We start from the raw sequence: 18929 nt of genomic DNA, 5'->3' as shown, positions 1-18929 counted from the left end.
TTTGTCGTCAGTGAAGCGGAATCGATTTAACCTCGAGGAAGTCCATGATCCCCTGCGCCGCGTGGCGGCCTTCTGCCATGGCGGTCACTACCAGATCGGCGCCACGCACCGCATCGCCGCCGGCAAATACTTTGCGATGGGTGGTCTGATAGCGGTAGCGGCTTTCCACATTGGCCTTAATTCGGCCGCGACTGTCGAGCTTAACGCCGACGGATTCCAGCCACGGCATACCGTGCGGATGGAAACCAAAGGCCATGATCACCGCGTCGGCGGGCATGACAAACTCGCTTCCGGGGATCGGAGACGGGCTGCGGCGCCCCTGAGCGTCAGGCGCGCCAAGCCGGGTGCGCAGAAAGCGTACGCCGTTGACATGCCCCTCTTCGTTCAGCTCCAAGGTCACCGGCTGGACGTTAAATTCAAATAATGCCCCCTCTTCGCGCGCGTTTTTCACCTCTTTCTTCGAACCGGGCATGTTGGCTTCATCGCGACGATAGGCGCAGGTCACCTGCTTCGCGCCATGGCGCAGCGCGGTACGCACGCAGTCCATCGCCGTATCGCCGCCGCCGAGCACCACGACGTTCAGCCCTTCGGTGTTGACGTAAGGCTCTTCCGGCAGCTCAAGCAGCCCCATCACCTGTTTGGTGTTGGCGATCAGGAACGGCAGCGCGTCATATACGCCGGGCGCGTCTTCGTTCGGTAGATCCGCTTTCATCGAGCGATAGGTTCCGGCGCCAATAAATACCGCGTCATAGTCATCAAGCAGCGTCGTCAGCGGGATATCTTTGCCTATCTCACAGTTCAGCTCAAAGCGCACGCCCATCTGGGTAAAGATTTCCCGCCGCCGGGCCAGCAGAGATTTATCCAGCTTAAAGGCCGGAATACCAAAGGTCAGCAGGCCGCCGATTTCCGGATGGCGATCAAAGACCACCGGACTCACGCCGTTGCGCACCAGCCGGTCGGCGCAGGCAAGCCCGGCAGGACCCGCGCCGATAATCGCTACCCGCTTGCCGCTTTCAACGACCTGCGAAAGATTCGGCCGCCAGCCGTTGGCCAGCGCCTGGTCGGAGATATAGCGTTCAATATTGCCGATGGTCACCGAACCGTGCTCATCGCGCAGCGTGCAGGCCCCTTCGCACAAGCGATCCTGCGGGCAGACTCGGCCGGTTATTTCCGGCAGGCAGTTGGTCTGATGAGAAAGCTCAACGGCGGCGGCGATATCCCCCTCTTTCACCCGCTCAATCCACTGTGGAATGTGGTTGTGCAGCGGGCAGGTCCATTCACAAATGCTGTGTTCGCCGCACTTCAGGCAGCGTTCCGCCTCGCGATTAGCCTGTCCGGCAGTGAACGGCAGATAAATTTCGGCAAAATTGGCCTTACGCGCTTCGGCAGTTAGTTTGTCGGGCTCGCCGCGCGGCGGCGTCGCGGCCATCTGCGCGACTTTTCCGGCGGAACACGCCAATACCGCCGCGCCGGGATGACCCAGACGCGCCGCGCGCTGACGCCGCTGTTTCGCCAGATTCATCAGCGTACAGTCCGTCGCCAGCTCCAGCGCCCCGGCCGGGCAGTTTTGCACGCAGGCGGGTCCGTCTTCGCGACCATCGCACAAATCACATTTGTGCGCCGTCGCTTTGACTCTGCCCTCCTCTACCGGCGTCAGGACGATCTGCATCACGCCAAACGGGCAGGCAACCATACAGGATTTACAGCCGATGCATTTCTCCTGATTCACCTGGACGCTGCCGTTAAGCTGGCTGATGGCGTCATTTGGACAACTGCGGGCGCACGGCGCCCCTTCACAATGGTGGCAGGTTACGGCGTTACGTTTTTGCTCGCGCTTGATAACGGTAATACGCGGCAGAAAACGCTGCGGGGTCAATACATGCTGCTCATCGTTATGCGCCATGACGCAGGCAACTTCACAAGCCTTGCATCCGATGCACTTATGACTATCGCTTAAAATAAAGTGGTTCATGACATCCTTCAGTCTTCGTGGTGAATAACCCCTCAATTCGCATGACTATCTATTACCCGACAAAACGGTGCAGGAACAATGTGCATTTGCACAGGTTGCCGATTTTTTGGTAATAACCCGAGGTGGATCAATTTTTTTGACTTAAATGAAATCACGTTTTATTTAGCTAAGTAATAATGCGCTACGTTTGCGCCACCGCGGCGGCGCGCCGAAAGGAAGGAGCAGATAGAGGAAGAAAGAGAATTCTTTACGCTGCCATAAAAGGCACACGATAAATTACACTATCTCCTTATTTTCTCCACGATTGCCTGAGGGCTTGCCGCTAGAGTGTCACAGGCTGTGCAATAACAAAAAAATGTGCAAAATGAGGTCCTAATTCTGATGGCGAATTTTTTTATCGATCGCCCCATTTTTGCGTGGGTTCTGGCAATCCTTTTATGCCTGACCGGTACCCTCGCAATTTTGTCGCTTCCCGTTGAGCAATATCCCGAACTTGCCCCACCCAACGTGCGGATCACAGCGAACTATCCCGGCGCTTCGGCACAGACGCTGGAAAATACGGTCACTCAGGTTATCGAGCAGAATATGACCGGCCTCGACAACCTGATGTATATGTCATCCCAGAGCAGCGGCACCGGGCAGGCCACCGTGACGCTGAGCTTTACCGCCGGGACCGATCCGGATGAAGCCGTCCAGCAGGTGCAGAATCAGCTGCAATCGGCGATGCGTAAACTGCCGCAGGCCGTCCAGAACCAGGGCGTAACGGTGCGTAAAACCGGGGATACCAATATCCTGACGATCGCCTTCGTCTCTACCGACGGCAGTATGGATAAACAGGATATAGCCGATTACGTTGCCAGTAATATTCAGGACCCGCTCAGCCGGGTCAACGGCGTAGGCGATATTGACGCCTATGGTTCGCAGTATTCGATGCGCATCTGGCTCGATCCGGCCAAACTCAACAGCTTTCAGATGACGGCAAAAGACGTCACTGATGCTATCTCTTCGCAAAACGCGCAGATCGCCGTCGGCCAGCTGGGCGGCACGCCGTCGGTGGATAAACAGGCACTCAACGCGACGATTAATTCACAATCGCTGTTACAAACGCCGGAACAGTTCCGTGATATTACCCTGCGGGTTAATCAGGACGGTTCGGAGGTCACCCTTGGCGATGTCGCCACCGTCGAGATGGGGGCGGAAAAATACGATTACCTCAGCCGCTACAACCGCCAGGCGGCATCCGGACTGGGGATAAAACTGGCGTCCGGCGCGAACGAAATGGCGACCGCCGAACGCGTGATCGACCGCCTGAACGAACTCTCCCAGTACTTCCCGCACGGCCTGGAATATAAAGTCGCTTACGAAACCACCTCATTCGTGAAGGCGTCGATTACCGACGTGGTGAAAACGCTGCTTGAGGCCATCGCGCTGGTGTTCCTCGTGATGTATCTGTTCCTGCAAAATTTTCGCGCCACGCTGATTCCCACGATCGCCGTTCCGGTAGTGCTGATGGGGACCTTTGCCGTCCTCTACGCCTGCGGCTACAGCATTAACACTTTAACCATGTTCGCAGTAGTGCTGGCGATAGGCCTGCTGGTGGACGATGCCATCGTGGTGGTGGAGAACGTCGAGCGTATCATGAGTGAGGAGGGCCTCTCGCCGCGTGAAGCGACGCGAAAATCAATGGGCCAGATCCAGGGCGCGCTGGTCGGTATCGCCATGGTGTTATCGGCGGTATTTGTGCCGATGGCCTTCTTCGGCGGCACCACCGGCGCGATCTATCGTCAGTTCTCTATTACCATTGTCTCGGCGATGGTGCTGTCGGTTCTGGTGGCGATGATCCTGACGCCAGCGCTGTGCGCCACGCTGTTAAAACCGGTTCACAAAGGCGAAACCCACGGACAACGGGGCTTCTTCGGCTGGTTTAACCGCACCTTTAACCGTAACGCCAGCCGCTACGAAACCGCAGTCGGCAAAATTCTTCATCGCTCGCTGCGCTGGATAATGATCTACGTCCTGCTGCTGGGCGGAATGGTCTTTTTGTTCCTGCATCTGCCTACGTCGTTCCTGCCGCTGGAAGACCGCGGCATGTTTACCACCTCGGTGCAGCTACCAAGCGGTTCAACCCAGCAGCAAACCCTGAAGGTGGTGCAGCAGGCGGAAGACTACTTCCTGAAAAATGAGAAACAAAACGTTGAATCGGTGTTTGCGACCATCGGTTCCGGCCCCGGCGGCAACGGCCAGAACGTGGCGCGTATGTTCGTACGCCTGAAGGACTGGGACCAACGCGATCCCACCACCGGCTCCTCTTTCGCCATCATCGAGCGCGCAACCAAAGCGTTTAACAAAATTAAAGAAGCCCGCGTTTTTGCCAGCAGCCCGCCTGCCATCAGCGGTCTGGGCAGCTCCGCCGGTTTCGATATGGAACTGGAAGATCACGCGGGCAACGGGCACGAAGCGCTGATGGCCGCCCGCGATACCCTGCTGGAGCTGGCCGCTAAAAATAACCAGCTCACCCGCGTGCGCCACAACGGCCTCGACGATAGCCCGCAGCTGCAGGTGGATATCGATCAGCGTAAAGCGCAGGCGCTGGGCGTCTCTATTGACGATATCAACGACACGCTGCAGACCGCGTGGGGGTCAAGCTACGTCAACGATTTTATGGACCGCGGCCGCGTGAAGAAGGTCTACGTTCAGGCGGCGGCGCCGTATCGCATGCTGCCGGACGATATCAATCTGTGGTACGTACGCAACAGCAGCGGCACGATGGTGCCCTTCTCCGCCTTCGCCACCTCACGCTGGGAGACCGGTTCGCCGCGTCTGGAGCGCTATAACGGCTACTCGGCGGTAGAAATCGTCGGTGAAGCCGCGCCGGGCGTCAGTACCGGTACCGCCATGACGATTATGGAAGAGCTGGCCCAGCAGTTGCCGAACGGCTTTGGTCTCGAATGGACGGCGATGTCCTATCAGGAACGCCTCTCCGGGGCGCAGGCACCAGCGCTGTACGCCATTTCGCTGCTGGTGGTGTTCCTGTGCCTGGCGGCGCTGTACGAAAGCTGGTCGGTGCCGTTCTCGGTGATGCTGGTGGTGCCGCTGGGGGTTATCGGCGCACTGCTGGCGACCTGGATGCGCGGGCTGGAAAACGATGTCTATTTCCAGGTGGGCCTGTTGACGGTGATCGGTCTGTCGGCGAAAAACGCCATTCTTATTGTCGAATTTGCCAATGAGCTGAATCAGAAAGGCGAAGATTTGCTTACCGCCACCCTCTCCGCCTGCCGCCAGCGTCTGCGGCCGATCCTGATGACCTCGCTGGCGTTTATCTTCGGCGTACTGCCGATGGCCACCAGTACCGGGGCGGGCTCCGGCAGCCAGCATGCCGTCGGCACCGGGGTGATGGGCGGTATGATTTCCGCTACGGTGCTGGCTATCTTCTTCGTGCCGCTGTTCTTCGTGCTGGTGCGCCGCCGCTTCCCGCTCAAGGAACGGCCGCAATAATCGGGACGCGCCCTGACGATATTTTCGCCGGGGCTAAATAACAGAAAAGGCGACCGGACAGGTCGCCTTTTTCATGTGGTCGCTTCAACTGCATTATTATTCTGCCTGTGGAATCGCCATGCTTTTATTGCGGAAAACTATTTACGAAGCATGCCTTCGATAAAGTCTTTCCAGTTCCCCAGTTCATGTTCAATCATAATAGCCTCTCTTATTATTATGGGTGATTTTATGCAAATTCATTGATGGTTTAAAGATGGTTTGCGCTATCGCTCTGATGACTATCATTACCTCCCTGCTGAATACCCCTTTCATTCGTAAGTACTATGAGCCCAATTCGTGCAATTTAATGTGACCAACAGCAACATTTAGCAACATTCGTCCATTAGCCTATCGCGCCAGGATCCGCCCTGCCGCTAGCAGTAGCCGCCGTTCGGCGCGCAAAAAACGTTCAGAGTGTAACCCTGGATATATATCAGGGGGAAAAAACGATATTTATTAAAACAATTCACGTATTATTTATTAAAGGCTTATATATTCGGAAGAATCTTAGCCAATCATTTAATTCAACGGAAAAGGTTTAATCATGCTCACCATGTACGGGATAAAAAACTGCGACACCATAAAAAAGGCCCGCCGCTGGCTGGAAGCCCATCAAATAGAATATCGTTTTCATGATTATCGTGTCGACGGTCTGGATCGCAGTTTATTAGACACCTTTATCGCTGAACTCGGCTGGGAAGCGCTGCTTAACACCCGAGGGACGACGTGGCGCAAGCTGGATGAAACGGTCCGCGCCAGCATCAATAACGCCGACGCTGCGGCGAAACTGATGCTGGAAATGCCGGCAATCATTAAACGCCCATTGCTCTGCGCGCCCGGTCAGCCTATGCTGCTGGGTTTCAGTGAATCAAGTTATCAGCAGTTTAACGAGGTGTAGTCTATGTCTTGCCCGGTCATTGAGCTGGCTCAGCAGCTTATTCGCCGCCCTTCCCTCAGCCCCGATGATGCGGGATGCCAGGCGTTAATGATTGAACGTCTGCGTGCGATTGGCTTTACCGTTGAACCGATGGATTTCGGGGATACCCAAAACTTCTGGGCCTGGCGCGGGCGCGGGGAAACGCTGGCGTTCGCCGGTCATACCGATGTCGTTCCATCGGGCGACGCCGATCGCTGGATTAATCCCCCTTTTGAGCCCACTATTCGCGACGGCATGCTGTTTGGCCGCGGCGCGGCCGATATGAAAGGCTCGCTTGCGGCGATGGTGGTTGCCGCCGAACGCTTTGTCGCCCAGTATCCGGACCATAAGGGCCGTCTGGCCTTTCTAATCACCTCGGATGAAGAGGCCAGCGCCAAAAACGGTACCGTTAAGGTTGTGGAAGCGCTGATGGCGCGCAACGAGCGCCTGGACTACTGTCTGGTCGGTGAACCCTCGAGCACCGAAGTCGTCGGCGATGTGGTGAAAAACGGCCGTCGCGGCTCGCTGACATGCAACCTGACCATTCACGGCGTGCAAGGGCACGTGGCCTATCCGCACCTCGCCGATAACCCGGTTCACCGCGCCGCGCCGATGCTGGCGGAGCTGGTGAATATTGAGTGGGATAAGGGCAACGAATTCTTTCCGCCGACCAGTATGCAAATCGCCAACGTGCAGTCCGGGACCGGCAGCAACAACGTGATTCCCGGCGATATGTTCGTCCAGTTCAACTTCCGCTTTAGTACCGAGCTGACCGACGAAATGATTAAAGCGCGCGTCGTGGCCCTGCTCGAGAAATACTCGCTGCGCTACAGCGTCGACTGGTGGCTCTCGGGCCAGCCGTTCCTGACCAGCCGCGGTAAGCTGGTTGATGCGGTGGTTAACGCCATTGAGCACTATAATGAAATCAAACCGCAGCTGCTGACCAACGGCGGCACCTCCGACGGGCGCTTCATCGCGCGTATGGGCGCGCAGGTGGTTGAACTGGGGCCAGTGAACGCCACCATTCATAAAATAAACGAGTGTGTGAATGCCGCCGACCTCCAGCTGCTGGCGCGGATGTACCAACGCATCATGGAACAGCTGGTCGCCTGATGGCATCAATAGAGAAGAGGTAAGCGCATGGATTGGCTAACGAAATACTGGTGGGTTCTGGTGTTGGTATTTTTGGTGGGCGTAATGATCAACGTGATTAAAGATCTTACCCGCGTTGACCACAAAAAATTTCTCAACAATAAGCCGGATCTGCCGCCGCATCGCGACTTCAACGACAAGTGGGACGATGACGACGACTGGCCGAAGAACGACCCGTCGAAGAAGAAGTAAGCATTTTATTTGAGATTGCAGCAAAGAAATCGCCCGGCTTGTACGACGCGGGTCAAGTAACCCGGACAGATGCGCAGTATCGGATCCGGGAAAATATCCCACTCTGCGCTCTTTTCCCGGGGGCGGCGCTTAACGCGCCTTGCCCGGGCTACGGGTTTTCAGCGCGTCTGCAGGTCCGGTTGCCCGGACAGGCGCATCGCGCCGCCTCCGGGTTTATTATTCACAGCAGCTCAATAATATCGCTATCTTTCGGTGTGCTGCCGCTGAGGGCCTCGTCGAAATAGTGCTTCGGTACGGTAAAGCGCAGATGATCGAGGGCAAACTGCATGCTACGATCGTCAATCGCGTGCCCCAAATCCTCAACAATATCCAGCGTCACGTCACCGCCGGCCTGCTGTAGCGCTTCCTGCCCCGCTACCGCCCACGCCAGATCGATAACCCGATCTTCGCCGCCGTGGATCAGGTGAACGGTGGTCGCGGTCGTCGCCGTCTCCGGCAGCGTCGCATATCGGCCGTTAAAAGCGATCACCCGCGATGCCAGACCCGGCTCGGCTTTAATGCTCTCCAGCGACATAATCGCCCCCTGCGAGAAGCCGATCAGCGCCGTCGCCTGCGGGCTGACGCCGCTCTGCTGCTGCCAGTAGCGCACCGTTTCAATGAAGGTTGGCATGATCGCATCCACGCGCTGCTGGCGGTTTTCTTCGCTGACACCCTGCACGGAAAACCACTGGCGCCCCGGAGGCGGGCCGCACGGCTCCGCGCCACCGATGCTGACGATCAGCGCCTCGGGAAAGAGCGGCGCAAACCAGCTACCGATTTGCCCCATTGCCACCGGGTTATCGCCGACGCCATGAAACAGCAGCAGCAGTTGCTGTGCAGGTGTCGCGGGGCTTTGAACAATAAAATGATCGTGTTTCATGGCTGTCTCCTTAATGTCTGCAAGGAAGTTTACGCCGCAGGCGAAATATGACCATGCCATTTAACTGAAGGAGTTAGTTAAAAAAATTGCAGCATGTGAACCTGCTGGCGCAGGTCGTTGGCGCGGTTTTCATCCAGGCTGAGCAGCGCCTGCGCCGCTTCTTCGCGCAGCCTGGCCAGCAGCGCTTTCCGTCCGGATAAATCTAACGTTCGGCAAAGCGCGGTCTCATCCTGCTGCTGCAGGCGGCCCCGTAGCGCCGGAAGCGGCAGCTCCACCAGCATAAGCAGGCGATTGAGGCTACCCGCCGAGGTCAGTAGCGAACGATGGGCAAAAGCAAAACCCGCCACCTCCAGCCAGTCTTCTTCAGTAAGAATAGCCGCTTTCAGCGCCGTCAGCGGCACAGGCTCATCTCGCCAGTCGCGCAGCCAGTACTCATCGCGCTGCAGCCGTCGAGCCTCTTCGCTTGCCAGGCGCTGGCCCGCTTCGCTGAGAGGATAGAGCGCCATCGCGGTATAACAGCCGCTGCTGGCTTCCCGATGCGTGCCCAATCGCACCAGCGTAAAACCGCAGCGTTGCCAGAAGCGCCACAGCTCAGGCGTGTAGCCAAAACTCACCGACAGATAATCCCGGCCCGCAGCCTGCGACGTCGCCTGCTCCACCAGCCGCTGCCCCAACCCCTCGCGTTGGCGAGCCGGATGCACGGCAATACGGCTGATGCGCAACCCTGTCAGCGTGGCCGCCAGCGGGCTGCCGCCGTGCGCCGCCAGCGACTGCGCCACCAGATTGCCGCGCGGACGGCGGTAGCCGGCCCACACCGCCTGGCTAAGGGATGGCTCCAGACCGCCCTCTTCGACCAACCACAGCGCCCCGGCGATGCGGTTGCCGCTGCGGGCGCAGGTAAAATGCTGCCCCGGCGCATCCATCATGCGCCGGAGGTCAAGCGGCGACGTGCGATAGTGGGCCCCGGAAAGCAGTTGATACATCGCTTCCGGTAACGCTGGCTGTCGCCGCCAGCTCTCCTGGCTGACGCTTTCCAGGGCGATATCGCCGCCTGGCGCGTGCTGAAAGGTCTCATCGCTAAACAGCAACAGCAGCTGCGCGATCGCCGCCTCCAGCGGACAGCCGCTCGCCCAACGAATGGGCGCCGTCAGGCTAAACTGCCGTAAGTGCGCAAAGCTGGCGCAAAACTTAAGCAAAAAGCCGCGCCCGGTCCCTTCGTACCCCTGCACGGTGGTGGTCAATAGCGTCTTCGGGAAGCGGGAGACAAGCTGGCGCAACAGCGGCCCGGGGATGGCCGCTGCCTCATCGACAATCAGCCATCCGGCGCTACAACCGGAAGCCAGCAATGCGTCGGGGGCCATAAAGCGCAAGTTTTCGCCAGCGAAAGCCGCCATGACCTCCGTCGCTCCCCGCGCCGGCGCCGTGACGATGGCATCTCCCCCCAGATGGCGAATAAGCATTCCCGCGAGCGCGGACTTTCCTCGCCCGCGCTCGGCGGTTAGCGCCGCAATGCCGGGAGGGAAACGGGCCAGTTCGGCAAGCACGGCGGCCTGCTCCGCCTGCGGATGACCATCGGCGGGACGCCATCGCGGTCGCGCGGCAAATGCCGGCACCATGCATTCCTCGCCCTGCCGCCAGAGAATGGACGCGTTATTCGCACTAATCTGTTGGCAAAAACGATAAACAAAATTCGGCGTAGAGATGGGGTCGGGAGCGTCGCTCCAGCGCAGGGAATCCGCATCAGGACGAGCCGGCCATTGCACGAAGTCGGGCACGAGCAATACCAGCCAGCTCCCGGCGCGCAGCGTACCGGCTAACGCGGCAAACGCCGCGACGTCAAAACCCTCGCGGGCATCGAAAAAGGCGTGCTGGAATTCGCGGCCCAGCAGCGATTTCAGGGCGGTAGACGAGACGTACGGCTCGGGCATCGGACGCGGACCAACCCACAGCCCGTCTCCGGACAGCGCGGTACGTACTGTTTGCGCCTGGCGCAGGGTCCAGGCATCGTCGCCGCTGAGAACCAGCAGACGACGAATGCCTTCGCGCGCCATCTGCGCCGTCAGTTGACGCAGTTCATCCATGACAAAAAAGCATTACAGCGCGTTGCCGAAGGTGTTGCACTGCGCCGGGTCGCCGCTATCGAAGCCGCGTTTAAACCAGGTATAACGCTGCTGGGACGTTCCGTGGGTAAAACTGTCCGGAACGACGCGCCCCTGGCTCTGCTGCTGCAAGCGATCGTCGCCAATCGCCTCTGCGGCGTTCAGCGCTTCCTGCAGATCGCCGGTCTCCATGTAATCTTGCTTCTGCATGTTGTAGCTCCAAACGCCGGCAAAGCAGTCCGCCTGTAGCTCCATTTTTACCGACAGACGATTCGCTTCCGCCTGCGAAGCATTTTGCTGCAGCTGGCGCACTTTCGGTTCAATACCCAACAGCTTTTGTACGTGATGGCCAACCTCGTGGGCAATAACGTAGCCCTGCGCGAAATCGCCGCCGGCGCCAAGCTTGTTTCTCATCTCATCGTAGAATGACAGGTCGATATACACCGTGCTGTCCGCAGGGCAGTAAAAAGGCCCCATCACCGATTGGCCGGTGCCGCAGGCGGTCCGCGTCGCGCCGCGATACATCACCAGCTTCGGCTGCGCGTACTGGCGGCCCATATCTTTAAAAATCGCGCCCCAGGTATCTTCCGTGTCCGCCAGAATCACCTTCGTGAATTTCGCGGCCTCTTCATCCTGCGGGCTGATGGAGCGTTGAGTGGTGGTTTGCTGTTGTGATACCGGTTCGCCGGTCAGCATGCCGGTTAAATCTACGCCGTAATAGCCCGCCACCAGGACAATAATTAGCAGCACGATGCCGCCTTTGCCGCTGGGGAGACGAAAACCGCCTCCGCCGCCCATAGGTGAACCAGATTGACCACGACGATCTTCCACATTGTCGCTTTCGCGACGTCCTTGCCAGCGCATAAGCACCTCAATTCATCATATTAACCAATGAATAAGATCGTAGGCGGTTCAGCGGAGGATTACCACAGGAAACAGCAAGAAGAGCGCCAGAAGAAGAAAACTTCTTCTGGCGTCGGGGGATTAGTCGAGTTTCACGCCCAGGCGATGAGCGACTTCTTCGTAGGCTTCAATCAGGCCGCCGAGGCTCTGGCGGAAGCGGTCTTTATCCATTTTATCCATGGTTTTTTTATCCCACAGACGGCTGCCGTCCGGAGAGAATTCATCTCCCAGCACCACTTCGCCTTTGAACAGACCGAACTCCAGTTTGAAGTCCACGAGGATCAGACCCGCGTCGTCAAATAGCTTTTTCAGCACATCGTTAGCTTTGTAGGTCAGCTCCTGCATCCGCGCCAGGTTCTCTTTGCTCACCCAACCAAAGGTTTCGCAATAAGATTCATTGACCATCGGATCGTGCATGGCGTCGTTCTTCAGGAACAGATCGAACAGCGGCGGGTTCAGCTCAATGCCTTCTTCAATGCCTAAGCGTTTCACCAGCGACCCGGCGGCGCGGTTGCGCACCACGCACTCCACCGGCACCATATCCAGCTTTTTAACCAGACACTCGGTATCGGACAACAGCGCTTCCATCTGGGTCGGGATACCCGCTTCCGCCAGCTTGCTCATAATGAAATGGTTAAACTTGTTGTTCACCATGCCTTTACGATCGAACTGCTCAATGCGAGCGCCGTCCCCTGCTGACGTATCGTTACGGAATTCGAGTATCAACAGTTCCGGGTTTTCGGTGCTGTATACCGTCTTCGCTTTACCACGATACAACTCAGCTTGCTTTTGCATCTTTGTCACTCCAGTGATGATTAACGATAAAAATTTGTGCTTTTCTGCCGACGCACACGTTTGCGTCACTATACATTAAAAAGGGCCGGATTGCTCCAGCCCTGTTAATTACTTACTTAATGCGGCCTGGAATACGGCAACCAGGGCATCATTTTGCGACTGCGTCAGCGTATGGCCTTTCGGGTCGATGAACTGCAGGCTGCTGCGGTTATCGAGGTCCCCGACCTGCAGTTTATAATCGCCGGATACCAGCTGCGGGTCGCGAGCGCCCAGATCGGTCCAGCCGCTGTCGGAAAGCGGTTTATAGGTGACTGAGAAGCTACCCTGAGAACGAGAGCTATCGGTGACCTTCATACCCACTTTTTCAAGCGCGCCCGGCAGGCGTTGCCACACCAGGTTAAACGGCGCGCGAACGATCAGCATCGGCAGGCCGGTATCATCAGCGCCGCTCTGCACGTCGAAGGTCGCCCCGGCGTTTTTCTGCGCCGCGTTCTGCGCGCTAGTGGCGTTCAGATCCAGACCTTCGGAAATGACGTTCAGCATGGCGGTACTGTAGCGCTGCAGCGAAGCCGGATCGGCAACAGGTTTACCCGCCTGCTCCAGATTCACCAGCTTCACGATCACCGCCTGCTGATAGCCTTGCTGCTTAACTGAGATTTGATAGCGACCACGGTACTGCTGATCTTCATCGAGGCGATTCCACTCGACCCAGTCGGTATTCAGCGTCTGGCTAGCATCGTCGCGTTTAGCGATAGTGTAGTTTTTCGACTGCACGATGCTTGCCACCTGCGCCCACAGCGAACCGCTGCGACCGTTTTCCACCATCAGCGTCGCGGTATCGCCGCTGAACTGCGTACGCGCGCCGCTGACCAGCGCCAGAGGCTGGGCTGGCGGACGAATGTCCAGGGCTTTGCCTGTGTTACCGGTGCTGGTTGCAACCGGAATATTATAATCACCCACCTGAACCGGCAGGATCATCCCTGCTGGCGCGTGAAGTTCACTAAGCGGCGTTGCCTGCAAATAGGCCTCGTCGCCGCTCACCTGACGCTTATAGCGCGAGTCAGAACTACAGGCCGCGAGGAGTAGAACCAGCGAAACACCCGCAACCTTCGCCAGGCGCGACTTCTGTACTGAGTAAGCCATCAAATCTCCCTAAACTTTACAGCAAACCGGCATGCTTCAGCGCTGCGGTAACGACCTTAGTACCGTTTTCGGTAATCGGGGTCATCGGCAGGCGTAACGTATCGGTCGCCACAAGACCCAACGCCTTACAGGCCCATTTGACCGGGATAGGGTTGGGTTCGACAAATAATTTGGTATGCAATGGCATCAGACGCTGGTTAATCGCACGAGCTTCGGCAAATTGACCTGCTAGCGCCAGTCGGCACATCTCGGCCATTTCACGCGCCGCAACGTTTGTCGTTACGGAAATCACGCCATGACCGCCAAGCTGCATAAAGTCCATTCCGGTCGCGTCATCGCCGCTCAGCAGAATAAAGTCATCTGAAACCAGCTCTTTGATCTGATGAACGCGGCTTAAGTTCCCCGTCGCTTCCTTAATACCGATAATATTTTTAATTTCCGCCAGACGGCCAACGGTGTCAGGCAGCATATCGCAACCGGTACGGGACGGCACATTATACAGGATTTGCGGCAGGTCAGTATGCTCTGCGATAGCTTTAAAGTGTTGGAACAGCCCTTCCTGGGTCGGGCGGTTGTAATACGGCGTTACCGTCAGGCAGCCAACCACGCCGCTATCGTTGAATCGTTTGGTCAGGCTAATCGCCTCTGCGGTTGCATTTGCACCGGTGCCGGCAATAACCGGAATACGCCCGTCGGCCAGTTCCAGCGTCTGCATGACCACATCACCATGCTCTTCATGGCTCAATGTTGCGGACTCTCCGGTAGTTCCTACCGAAACGATCGCCGAGGTTCCGCTGGCGACATGATAATCAATCAGTTTTTTCAGGCTTGACCGGCAGACGTTGCCGTTTTCATCCATCGGCGTGACAAGCGCTACAATACTTCCCGTAAACATGGGCCATCCTCAGAGCATAAGTGGGACAAGATTCTCAATGTTACGTTTGGAGTCGCAATAAAAGCAAGAGACCCGATGCCATCAGGGATGTTGTATGCCGGTTTTTTTTATGCTTTCCTAACGTTACCTCACCTTTTTAAAGGAAGAACAGGTTTGACAGCCTCATTACAACACTATCTGGTTATTACCGCGTTGGGTGCTGACCGCCCAGGCATCGTGAATACGATCACTCGTCACGTCAGCAGCTGCGGCTGTAATATTGAAGACAGTCGGCTGGCCATGCTTGGCGATGAGTTTACGTTTATCATGCTGCTTTCCGGCTCGTGGAATGCAATTAACCTGATTGAGTCAACTCTGCCGCTGAAAGGCGCCGAGCTGGATCTGCTTATCGTGATGAAGCGTACAACCGCGAGGCCGCCTCAGGCGATGCAGAACACCGTCTGGGTTCAGGTTGAGGTGCCGGATTCACCGCATATCATTGAGCGATTTACGGCGCTGTGCGATACGTGGAAAATGAACATTGCCGAGCTGGTTTCCCGCACTCAGCCCGGTGCGAACGACGAGTCAGCGCAGCTTTTTATCCAGATCACCGCACACAGCCCGACTACGCAAAATGCATCAAATATCGAACAAGCGTTCAAAGCCCTATGTACAGAACTGAATGCACAAGGCAGTATTAACATTGTTAATTATTCACAGCATGATGAACAGGATGGAGTTTGAGTGATGAACCCACTGAAAGCCGGTGATATTGCACCGAAATTTAGCTTACCGGACCAGGACGGCGAGGAAGTAAATTTGACCGACTTCCAGGGACAGCGTGTTCTGGTTTATTTTTATCCGAAAGCCATGACCCCGGGCTGCACCGTACAGGCGTGCGGTTTACGCGATAATATGGACGACCTGAAAAAAGCAGGCGTTGAAGTACTGGGTATCAGTACGGATAAACCAGAAAAACTCTCCCGTTTCGCCGAAAAAGAGCTGCTGAACTTCACTCTCCTGTCTGATGAAGATCATCAGGTATGCGAGCAGTTTGGTATCTGGGGTGAAAAAACCTTTATGGGGAAAACCTACGACGGTATCCATCGTATTAGCTTCCTCATCGACGCCAACGGCAGAATCGAACATGTGTTTGATGATTTCAAAACCAGCAATCACCACGACGTGGTGCTGAACTGGCTGAAAGAAAACGCCTGACGCTAAGACAAACGCAAGACGCCGGGTCGTTCTCAACCACCCGGCGTCTTTTTTTAGGGCATTTCTTGCGGCTTCGCGCTAATGCTCGTCTTCCACTATCAGGCCATCCGGCCAGGCGTGCACCACCGCTTTGATGAGCGTCGCCAGCGGAATCGCGAAGAACACGCCCCAGAATCCCCACAGACCGCCAAAAATCACCACCGACAGAATAATCACCAGCGGATGCAGATTAACGGCTTCCGAGAAGAGTACCGGCACCAGCAGGTTGCCATCCAGCGCCTGAATAATCAGGTACACCGCAAACAGGCTCCAGAACTCGGTTCCCGCGCCAAACTGGAACAGCGCCACGCCCACCACCGGAATGGTGACCACAAACGCGCCGATATAGGGGATTAATACCGAGAACCCCACCAGCACCGCCAGCAGCAGCGAATAGTTGAGGCCAAAAAGGATAAAGCCAATCCATGTCGCCACGCCGACGACAATCATCTCCAGCACCTTACCGCGAATATAGTTGGTAATTTGCTGGTTCATCTCTTTCCATACCTGCCCGGCCAGGCCGCGGTTGCGCGGCAGCACACGGCGTACGGCGTTAAGCATCTGCTCTTTATCCTTCAGCAGAAAGAAAACCATCAGCGGCACCAGCACCAGATAGACCGCCAGGGTCAGCAGCCCGACCAACGAAGCCAGCGAATACTTCACCACCGAGTCGCCGACGGTTAACATGCGGCTGCGCATGTTCTCCGCCATCGCGTCGATAATGCCGGCATCCATTAAGGCCGGATAACGGCGCGGCACCGTCGCGGCAAAATCGGAAAGTTTATTCAACATCCCCGGCATATCGCGGATCAGATAAATACCCTGCTGCCAGGCAACCGGCATCACCACAAACGCCATCAGCAGCAGAATGCCGACGAACAGAATCAGAACGACCGAGGTGGCCCAGGTACGTGAAAACCCGATACGCTCCAGTCTGACGGTGGGCCACTCCAGCAGATAGGCCAGAACAATCGACACTAATAAAGGTGCCAGCAGGCCGCTGAAGAAAAACATAATGCCGAACCCAGCCAGCAAAATGACCAGCAGCGCTATCGCCTCCGGATCGCTGAACCGACGACGGTACCACTGCATTAACATCTGGAGCATAAAACCCTTCCCTGAAGAGCGGAGCTGTAACAATCTCAGGAATTGTATCGAAATGTCACAAAAAAGACTTCGCTTTTTATGGGTAAAACCACAAACATTAACGGTCGGGTGAATATCATATTTGCAACGCCGCAAACGACGGCTAAACTCGCTGGACCTGCTTGCGGTCAGGGAACATTACGCCGCACAATCGGTCAAACTGGCACACCTACATTACAGGACAGAGGTTATGTTCAGGCAGTTGAAGAAAACGCTGGTGGCGACCGTCATAGCGTCGCTGACGCTGGGTTCAATATTACCTGCTTTTGCCGATACCGCAGACACTCTGCCGGACATGGGCACCTCCGCAGGAAGCACGCTCTCCATTGGCCAGGAAATGCAGATGGGAGATTACTACGTGCGCCAGCTGCGCGGCAGCGCGCCGTTAATTAACGATCCGCTGCTGGTGCAATATATCAACGGTTTAGGCATGCGCCTGGTGTCGCACGCCAATTCGGTGCGCACTCCGTTCCACTTTTATCTGATTAATAACGATCAAATAAACGCCTTTGCTTTCTTCGGCGGTAACGTCGTACTGCACTCGGCGCTGTTCCGCTACTCGGATAATGAAAGCGAGCTGGCGTCGGTAATGGCGCACGAAATTTCTCACGTCACCCAGCGCCACCTTGCCCGCGCGATGGAAGACCAAAAGCGTAACGCTCCGCTGACCTGGGTTGGCGCTTTGGGGTCGATTCTGCTGGCGATGGCCAGCCCACAGGCCGGTATGGCCGCGCTGACCGGCACCCTGGCGGGCAGCCAGCAGGGGCTGATCAGCTTTACCCGCCAAAACGAGGAAGAGGCAGACCGCATTGGTATTCAGGTCCTTCAACGTTCAGGTTTCGATCCGCAGGCGATGCCGGCGTTTATGGGCAAGCTGCTTGACGAGTCGCGCTACTCGACCCGGCCGCCGGAAATGCTGCTAACCCACCCCTTGCCGGAAAGCCGTCTCGCCGACGCCCGCAACCGTGCGAACCAGATGCGCCCGGTGGTCGTGCAATCCTCGGCTGACTTCTACCTGGCAAAAGCCAGAACGCTGGGAATGTACACCTCCGGCGACAATAAGCTAGGCAACGACCTGCTGAGCAGCTGGGAAAAAGGCAATATTCGCGAACAGCACGCCGCCCAGTACGGCCGCGCGCTGCTGGCGATGGGCAGCAACAATTACGATCTGGCGCGCAAAACGCTACAGCCGCTGCTGAGCGCCGAACCGCAAAATGCCTGGTACCTTGACCTGGCGACCGATATCGATCTTGGACAAAAGCGAGCCACTGACGCGATTAACAGCCTGAAGGGCGCCCGCGAACTGCGTACTAACCCGGTACTACAGCTCAACCTCGCCAACGCCCTGCTGGAAGGCGGGCAGCCGGGGGAAGCGGTGACGATCCTTAACCGCTATACCTTTAACAATAAAGATGACGTCAATGGTTGGGATTTGCTGGCGCAAGCAGAAGCTAAGCTGGGAAATCGCGATCAGGAGCTGGCAGCGCGCGCGGAGGGCATGGCGCTGGTTGGCCGACTCGATCAGGCCATTACCCTACTCAGCAGCGCCAGTTCACAGGTCAAATTAGGCAGTCTGCAGCAGGCCCGCTACGATGCGCGTATCGATCAGCTGCGTCAGCTGCAGGAACGCTTCAAACCGTACCAGAAAATGTAAGGAGATCTCATGTCCGATACGGTCAAAATCTATCACAACCCGCGCTGCTCCAAGAGTCGCGACACCCTGAGCCTGCTGAAGGCTAACGGTATCGATCCTGAAGTGGTGCTCTACCTGGAGACGCCGCCGGATACCGCAACGCTGCGCCAGCTGCTGAAGATGCTGGGAATGGCCAGCGCGCGCGAGTTAATGCGCCAGAAAGAAGATCTCTATAAATCACTCGATCTCGCGAATCCGCAGCTCAGCGAAGAAGCGCTGATCCAGGCAATGATTGATAATCCAAAGCTGATTGAGCGGCCTATCGTCGTCAGCCACGGCGAGGCCCGCATCGGTCGTCCGCCGGAACAGGTTCTGGACATCGTTAACTAAACGA

The 18929-nt window shown here is 56.8% G+C and carries 17 protein-coding genes; 8 read left to right on the top strand and 9 right to left on the bottom strand.

Translation table 11 applies throughout. From position 1 onward, the window contains the following. Positions 1-7: 7 nt before the first annotated feature. Entirely contained in the window at positions 8-1972 is a 1965-nt protein-coding gene (aegA, locus tag EGY08_RS23015) for a formate-dependent uric acid utilization protein AegA (RefSeq protein WP_123828971.1), read from the bottom strand. 381 nt (positions 1973-2353) lie between these two features. Here aegA and acrD point away from each other — a divergent pair, with 381 nt between their 5' ends. Then, complete coding sequence (acrD, locus tag EGY08_RS23010; RefSeq protein ID WP_049115205.1) at positions 2354-5467, top strand: multidrug efflux RND transporter permease AcrD; 3114 nt, start codon at positions 2354-2356, stop codon at positions 5465-5467. Between the two features lie 137 nt (positions 5468-5604). Here the strand turns inward: acrD and ypfM are convergent, their stop codons facing one another. Next, positions 5605-5664, bottom strand: a complete 60-nt coding sequence (gene ypfM, locus EGY08_RS23005; protein WP_100181659.1) for a protein YpfM — start codon at positions 5662-5664, stop codon at positions 5605-5607. 386 nt (positions 5665-6050) lie between these two features. Between ypfM and EGY08_RS23000 the strand changes: the two genes are divergently transcribed. From EGY08_RS23000 to EGY08_RS22990, 3 genes are read left to right on the top strand one after another with little or no spacing between them, the layout of a single operon-like run. Further along, complete coding sequence (locus EGY08_RS23000) at positions 6051-6404, top strand: ArsC family reductase (protein ID WP_004123458.1); 354 nt, start codon at positions 6051-6053, stop codon at positions 6402-6404. Positions 6405-6407: 3 nt separating this feature from the next. Then, entirely contained in the window at positions 6408-7535 is a 1128-nt protein-coding gene (dapE, locus tag EGY08_RS22995; protein WP_004123461.1) for a succinyl-diaminopimelate desuccinylase, read from the top strand. Positions 7536-7562: 27 nt separating this feature from the next. Then, entirely contained in the window at positions 7563-7766 is a 204-nt protein-coding gene (locus EGY08_RS22990) for a YpfN family protein (protein ID WP_004123464.1), read from the top strand. A 220-nt stretch (positions 7767-7986) separates the two neighbouring features. On the opposite strand, the gene ypfH is transcribed toward EGY08_RS22990, so the two are convergent. The 6 genes from ypfH to dapA all read right to left on the bottom strand — a co-directional run bounded on the left by ypfH (position 7987) and on the right by dapA (position 14520). Next, on the bottom strand, positions 7987-8685 hold the full coding sequence (gene ypfH, locus EGY08_RS22985; protein ID WP_004123469.1) for an esterase: 699 nt from the start codon (positions 8683-8685) through the stop codon (positions 7987-7989). A gap of 77 nt (positions 8686-8762) precedes the next feature. Beyond that, a complete protein-coding gene (locus EGY08_RS22980; protein ID WP_123828969.1) occupies positions 8763-10766 on the bottom strand; it encodes a tRNA(Met) cytidine acetyltransferase TmcA in 2004 nt (667 codons plus the stop codon). Positions 10767-10778: 12 nt separating this feature from the next. Beyond that, entirely contained in the window at positions 10779-11648 is an 870-nt protein-coding gene (locus EGY08_RS22975; protein ID WP_123828967.1) for a neutral zinc metallopeptidase, read from the bottom strand. 120 nt (positions 11649-11768) lie between these two features. Then, on the bottom strand, positions 11769-12482 hold the full coding sequence (gene purC / locus EGY08_RS22970; RefSeq protein WP_123828965.1) for a phosphoribosylaminoimidazolesuccinocarboxamide synthase: 714 nt from the start codon (positions 12480-12482) through the stop codon (positions 11769-11771). Positions 12483-12590: 108 nt separating this feature from the next. Continuing rightward, entirely contained in the window at positions 12591-13625 is a 1035-nt protein-coding gene (gene bamC / locus EGY08_RS22965; protein WP_004123476.1) for an outer membrane protein assembly factor BamC, read from the bottom strand. 16 nt (positions 13626-13641) lie between these two features. Beyond that, entirely contained in the window at positions 13642-14520 is an 879-nt protein-coding gene (gene dapA, locus EGY08_RS22960) for a 4-hydroxy-tetrahydrodipicolinate synthase (RefSeq protein ID WP_004123477.1), read from the bottom strand. 153 nt (positions 14521-14673) lie between these two features. Here dapA and EGY08_RS22955 point away from each other — a divergent pair, with 153 nt between their 5' ends. Beyond that, the gene (locus EGY08_RS22955; protein ID WP_004123480.1) at positions 14674-15243 is read left to right on the top strand and encodes a glycine cleavage system transcriptional repressor; all 570 of its coding nucleotides are present in this window, start codon (positions 14674-14676) and stop codon (positions 15241-15243) included. A 3-nt stretch (positions 15244-15246) separates the two neighbouring features. Further along, the gene (gene bcp / locus EGY08_RS22950; RefSeq protein ID WP_123828964.1) at positions 15247-15717 is read left to right on the top strand and encodes a thioredoxin-dependent thiol peroxidase; all 471 of its coding nucleotides are present in this window, start codon (positions 15247-15249) and stop codon (positions 15715-15717) included. 78 nt (positions 15718-15795) lie between these two features. Here bcp and EGY08_RS22945 read toward each other — a convergent pair whose 3' ends face one another. Then, complete coding sequence (locus EGY08_RS22945) at positions 15796-16863, bottom strand: AI-2E family transporter (protein WP_004123481.1); 1068 nt, start codon at positions 16861-16863, stop codon at positions 15796-15798. A gap of 229 nt (positions 16864-17092) precedes the next feature. Here EGY08_RS22945 and bepA point away from each other — a divergent pair, with 229 nt between their 5' ends. Both bepA and arsC read left to right on the top strand, forming a co-directional pair. Continuing rightward, positions 17093-18556, top strand: a complete 1464-nt coding sequence (gene bepA, locus EGY08_RS22940; RefSeq protein WP_123828962.1) for a beta-barrel assembly-enhancing protease — start codon at positions 17093-17095, stop codon at positions 18554-18556. Between the two features lie 9 nt (positions 18557-18565). Beyond that, complete coding sequence (arsC, locus tag EGY08_RS22935) at positions 18566-18925, top strand: arsenate reductase (glutaredoxin) (protein ID WP_004123487.1); 360 nt, start codon at positions 18566-18568, stop codon at positions 18923-18925. Positions 18926-18929 lie beyond the last annotated feature (4 nt).

This window comes from Klebsiella sp. FDAARGOS_511 (assembly GCF_003812845.1).
Lineage (GTDB): Bacteria > Pseudomonadota > Gammaproteobacteria > Enterobacterales > Enterobacteriaceae > Klebsiella > Klebsiella grimontii.
The sequence above is the reverse complement of the archived record's forward strand: the minus strand, read 5'-3'. Positions and strand labels throughout refer to the sequence as shown.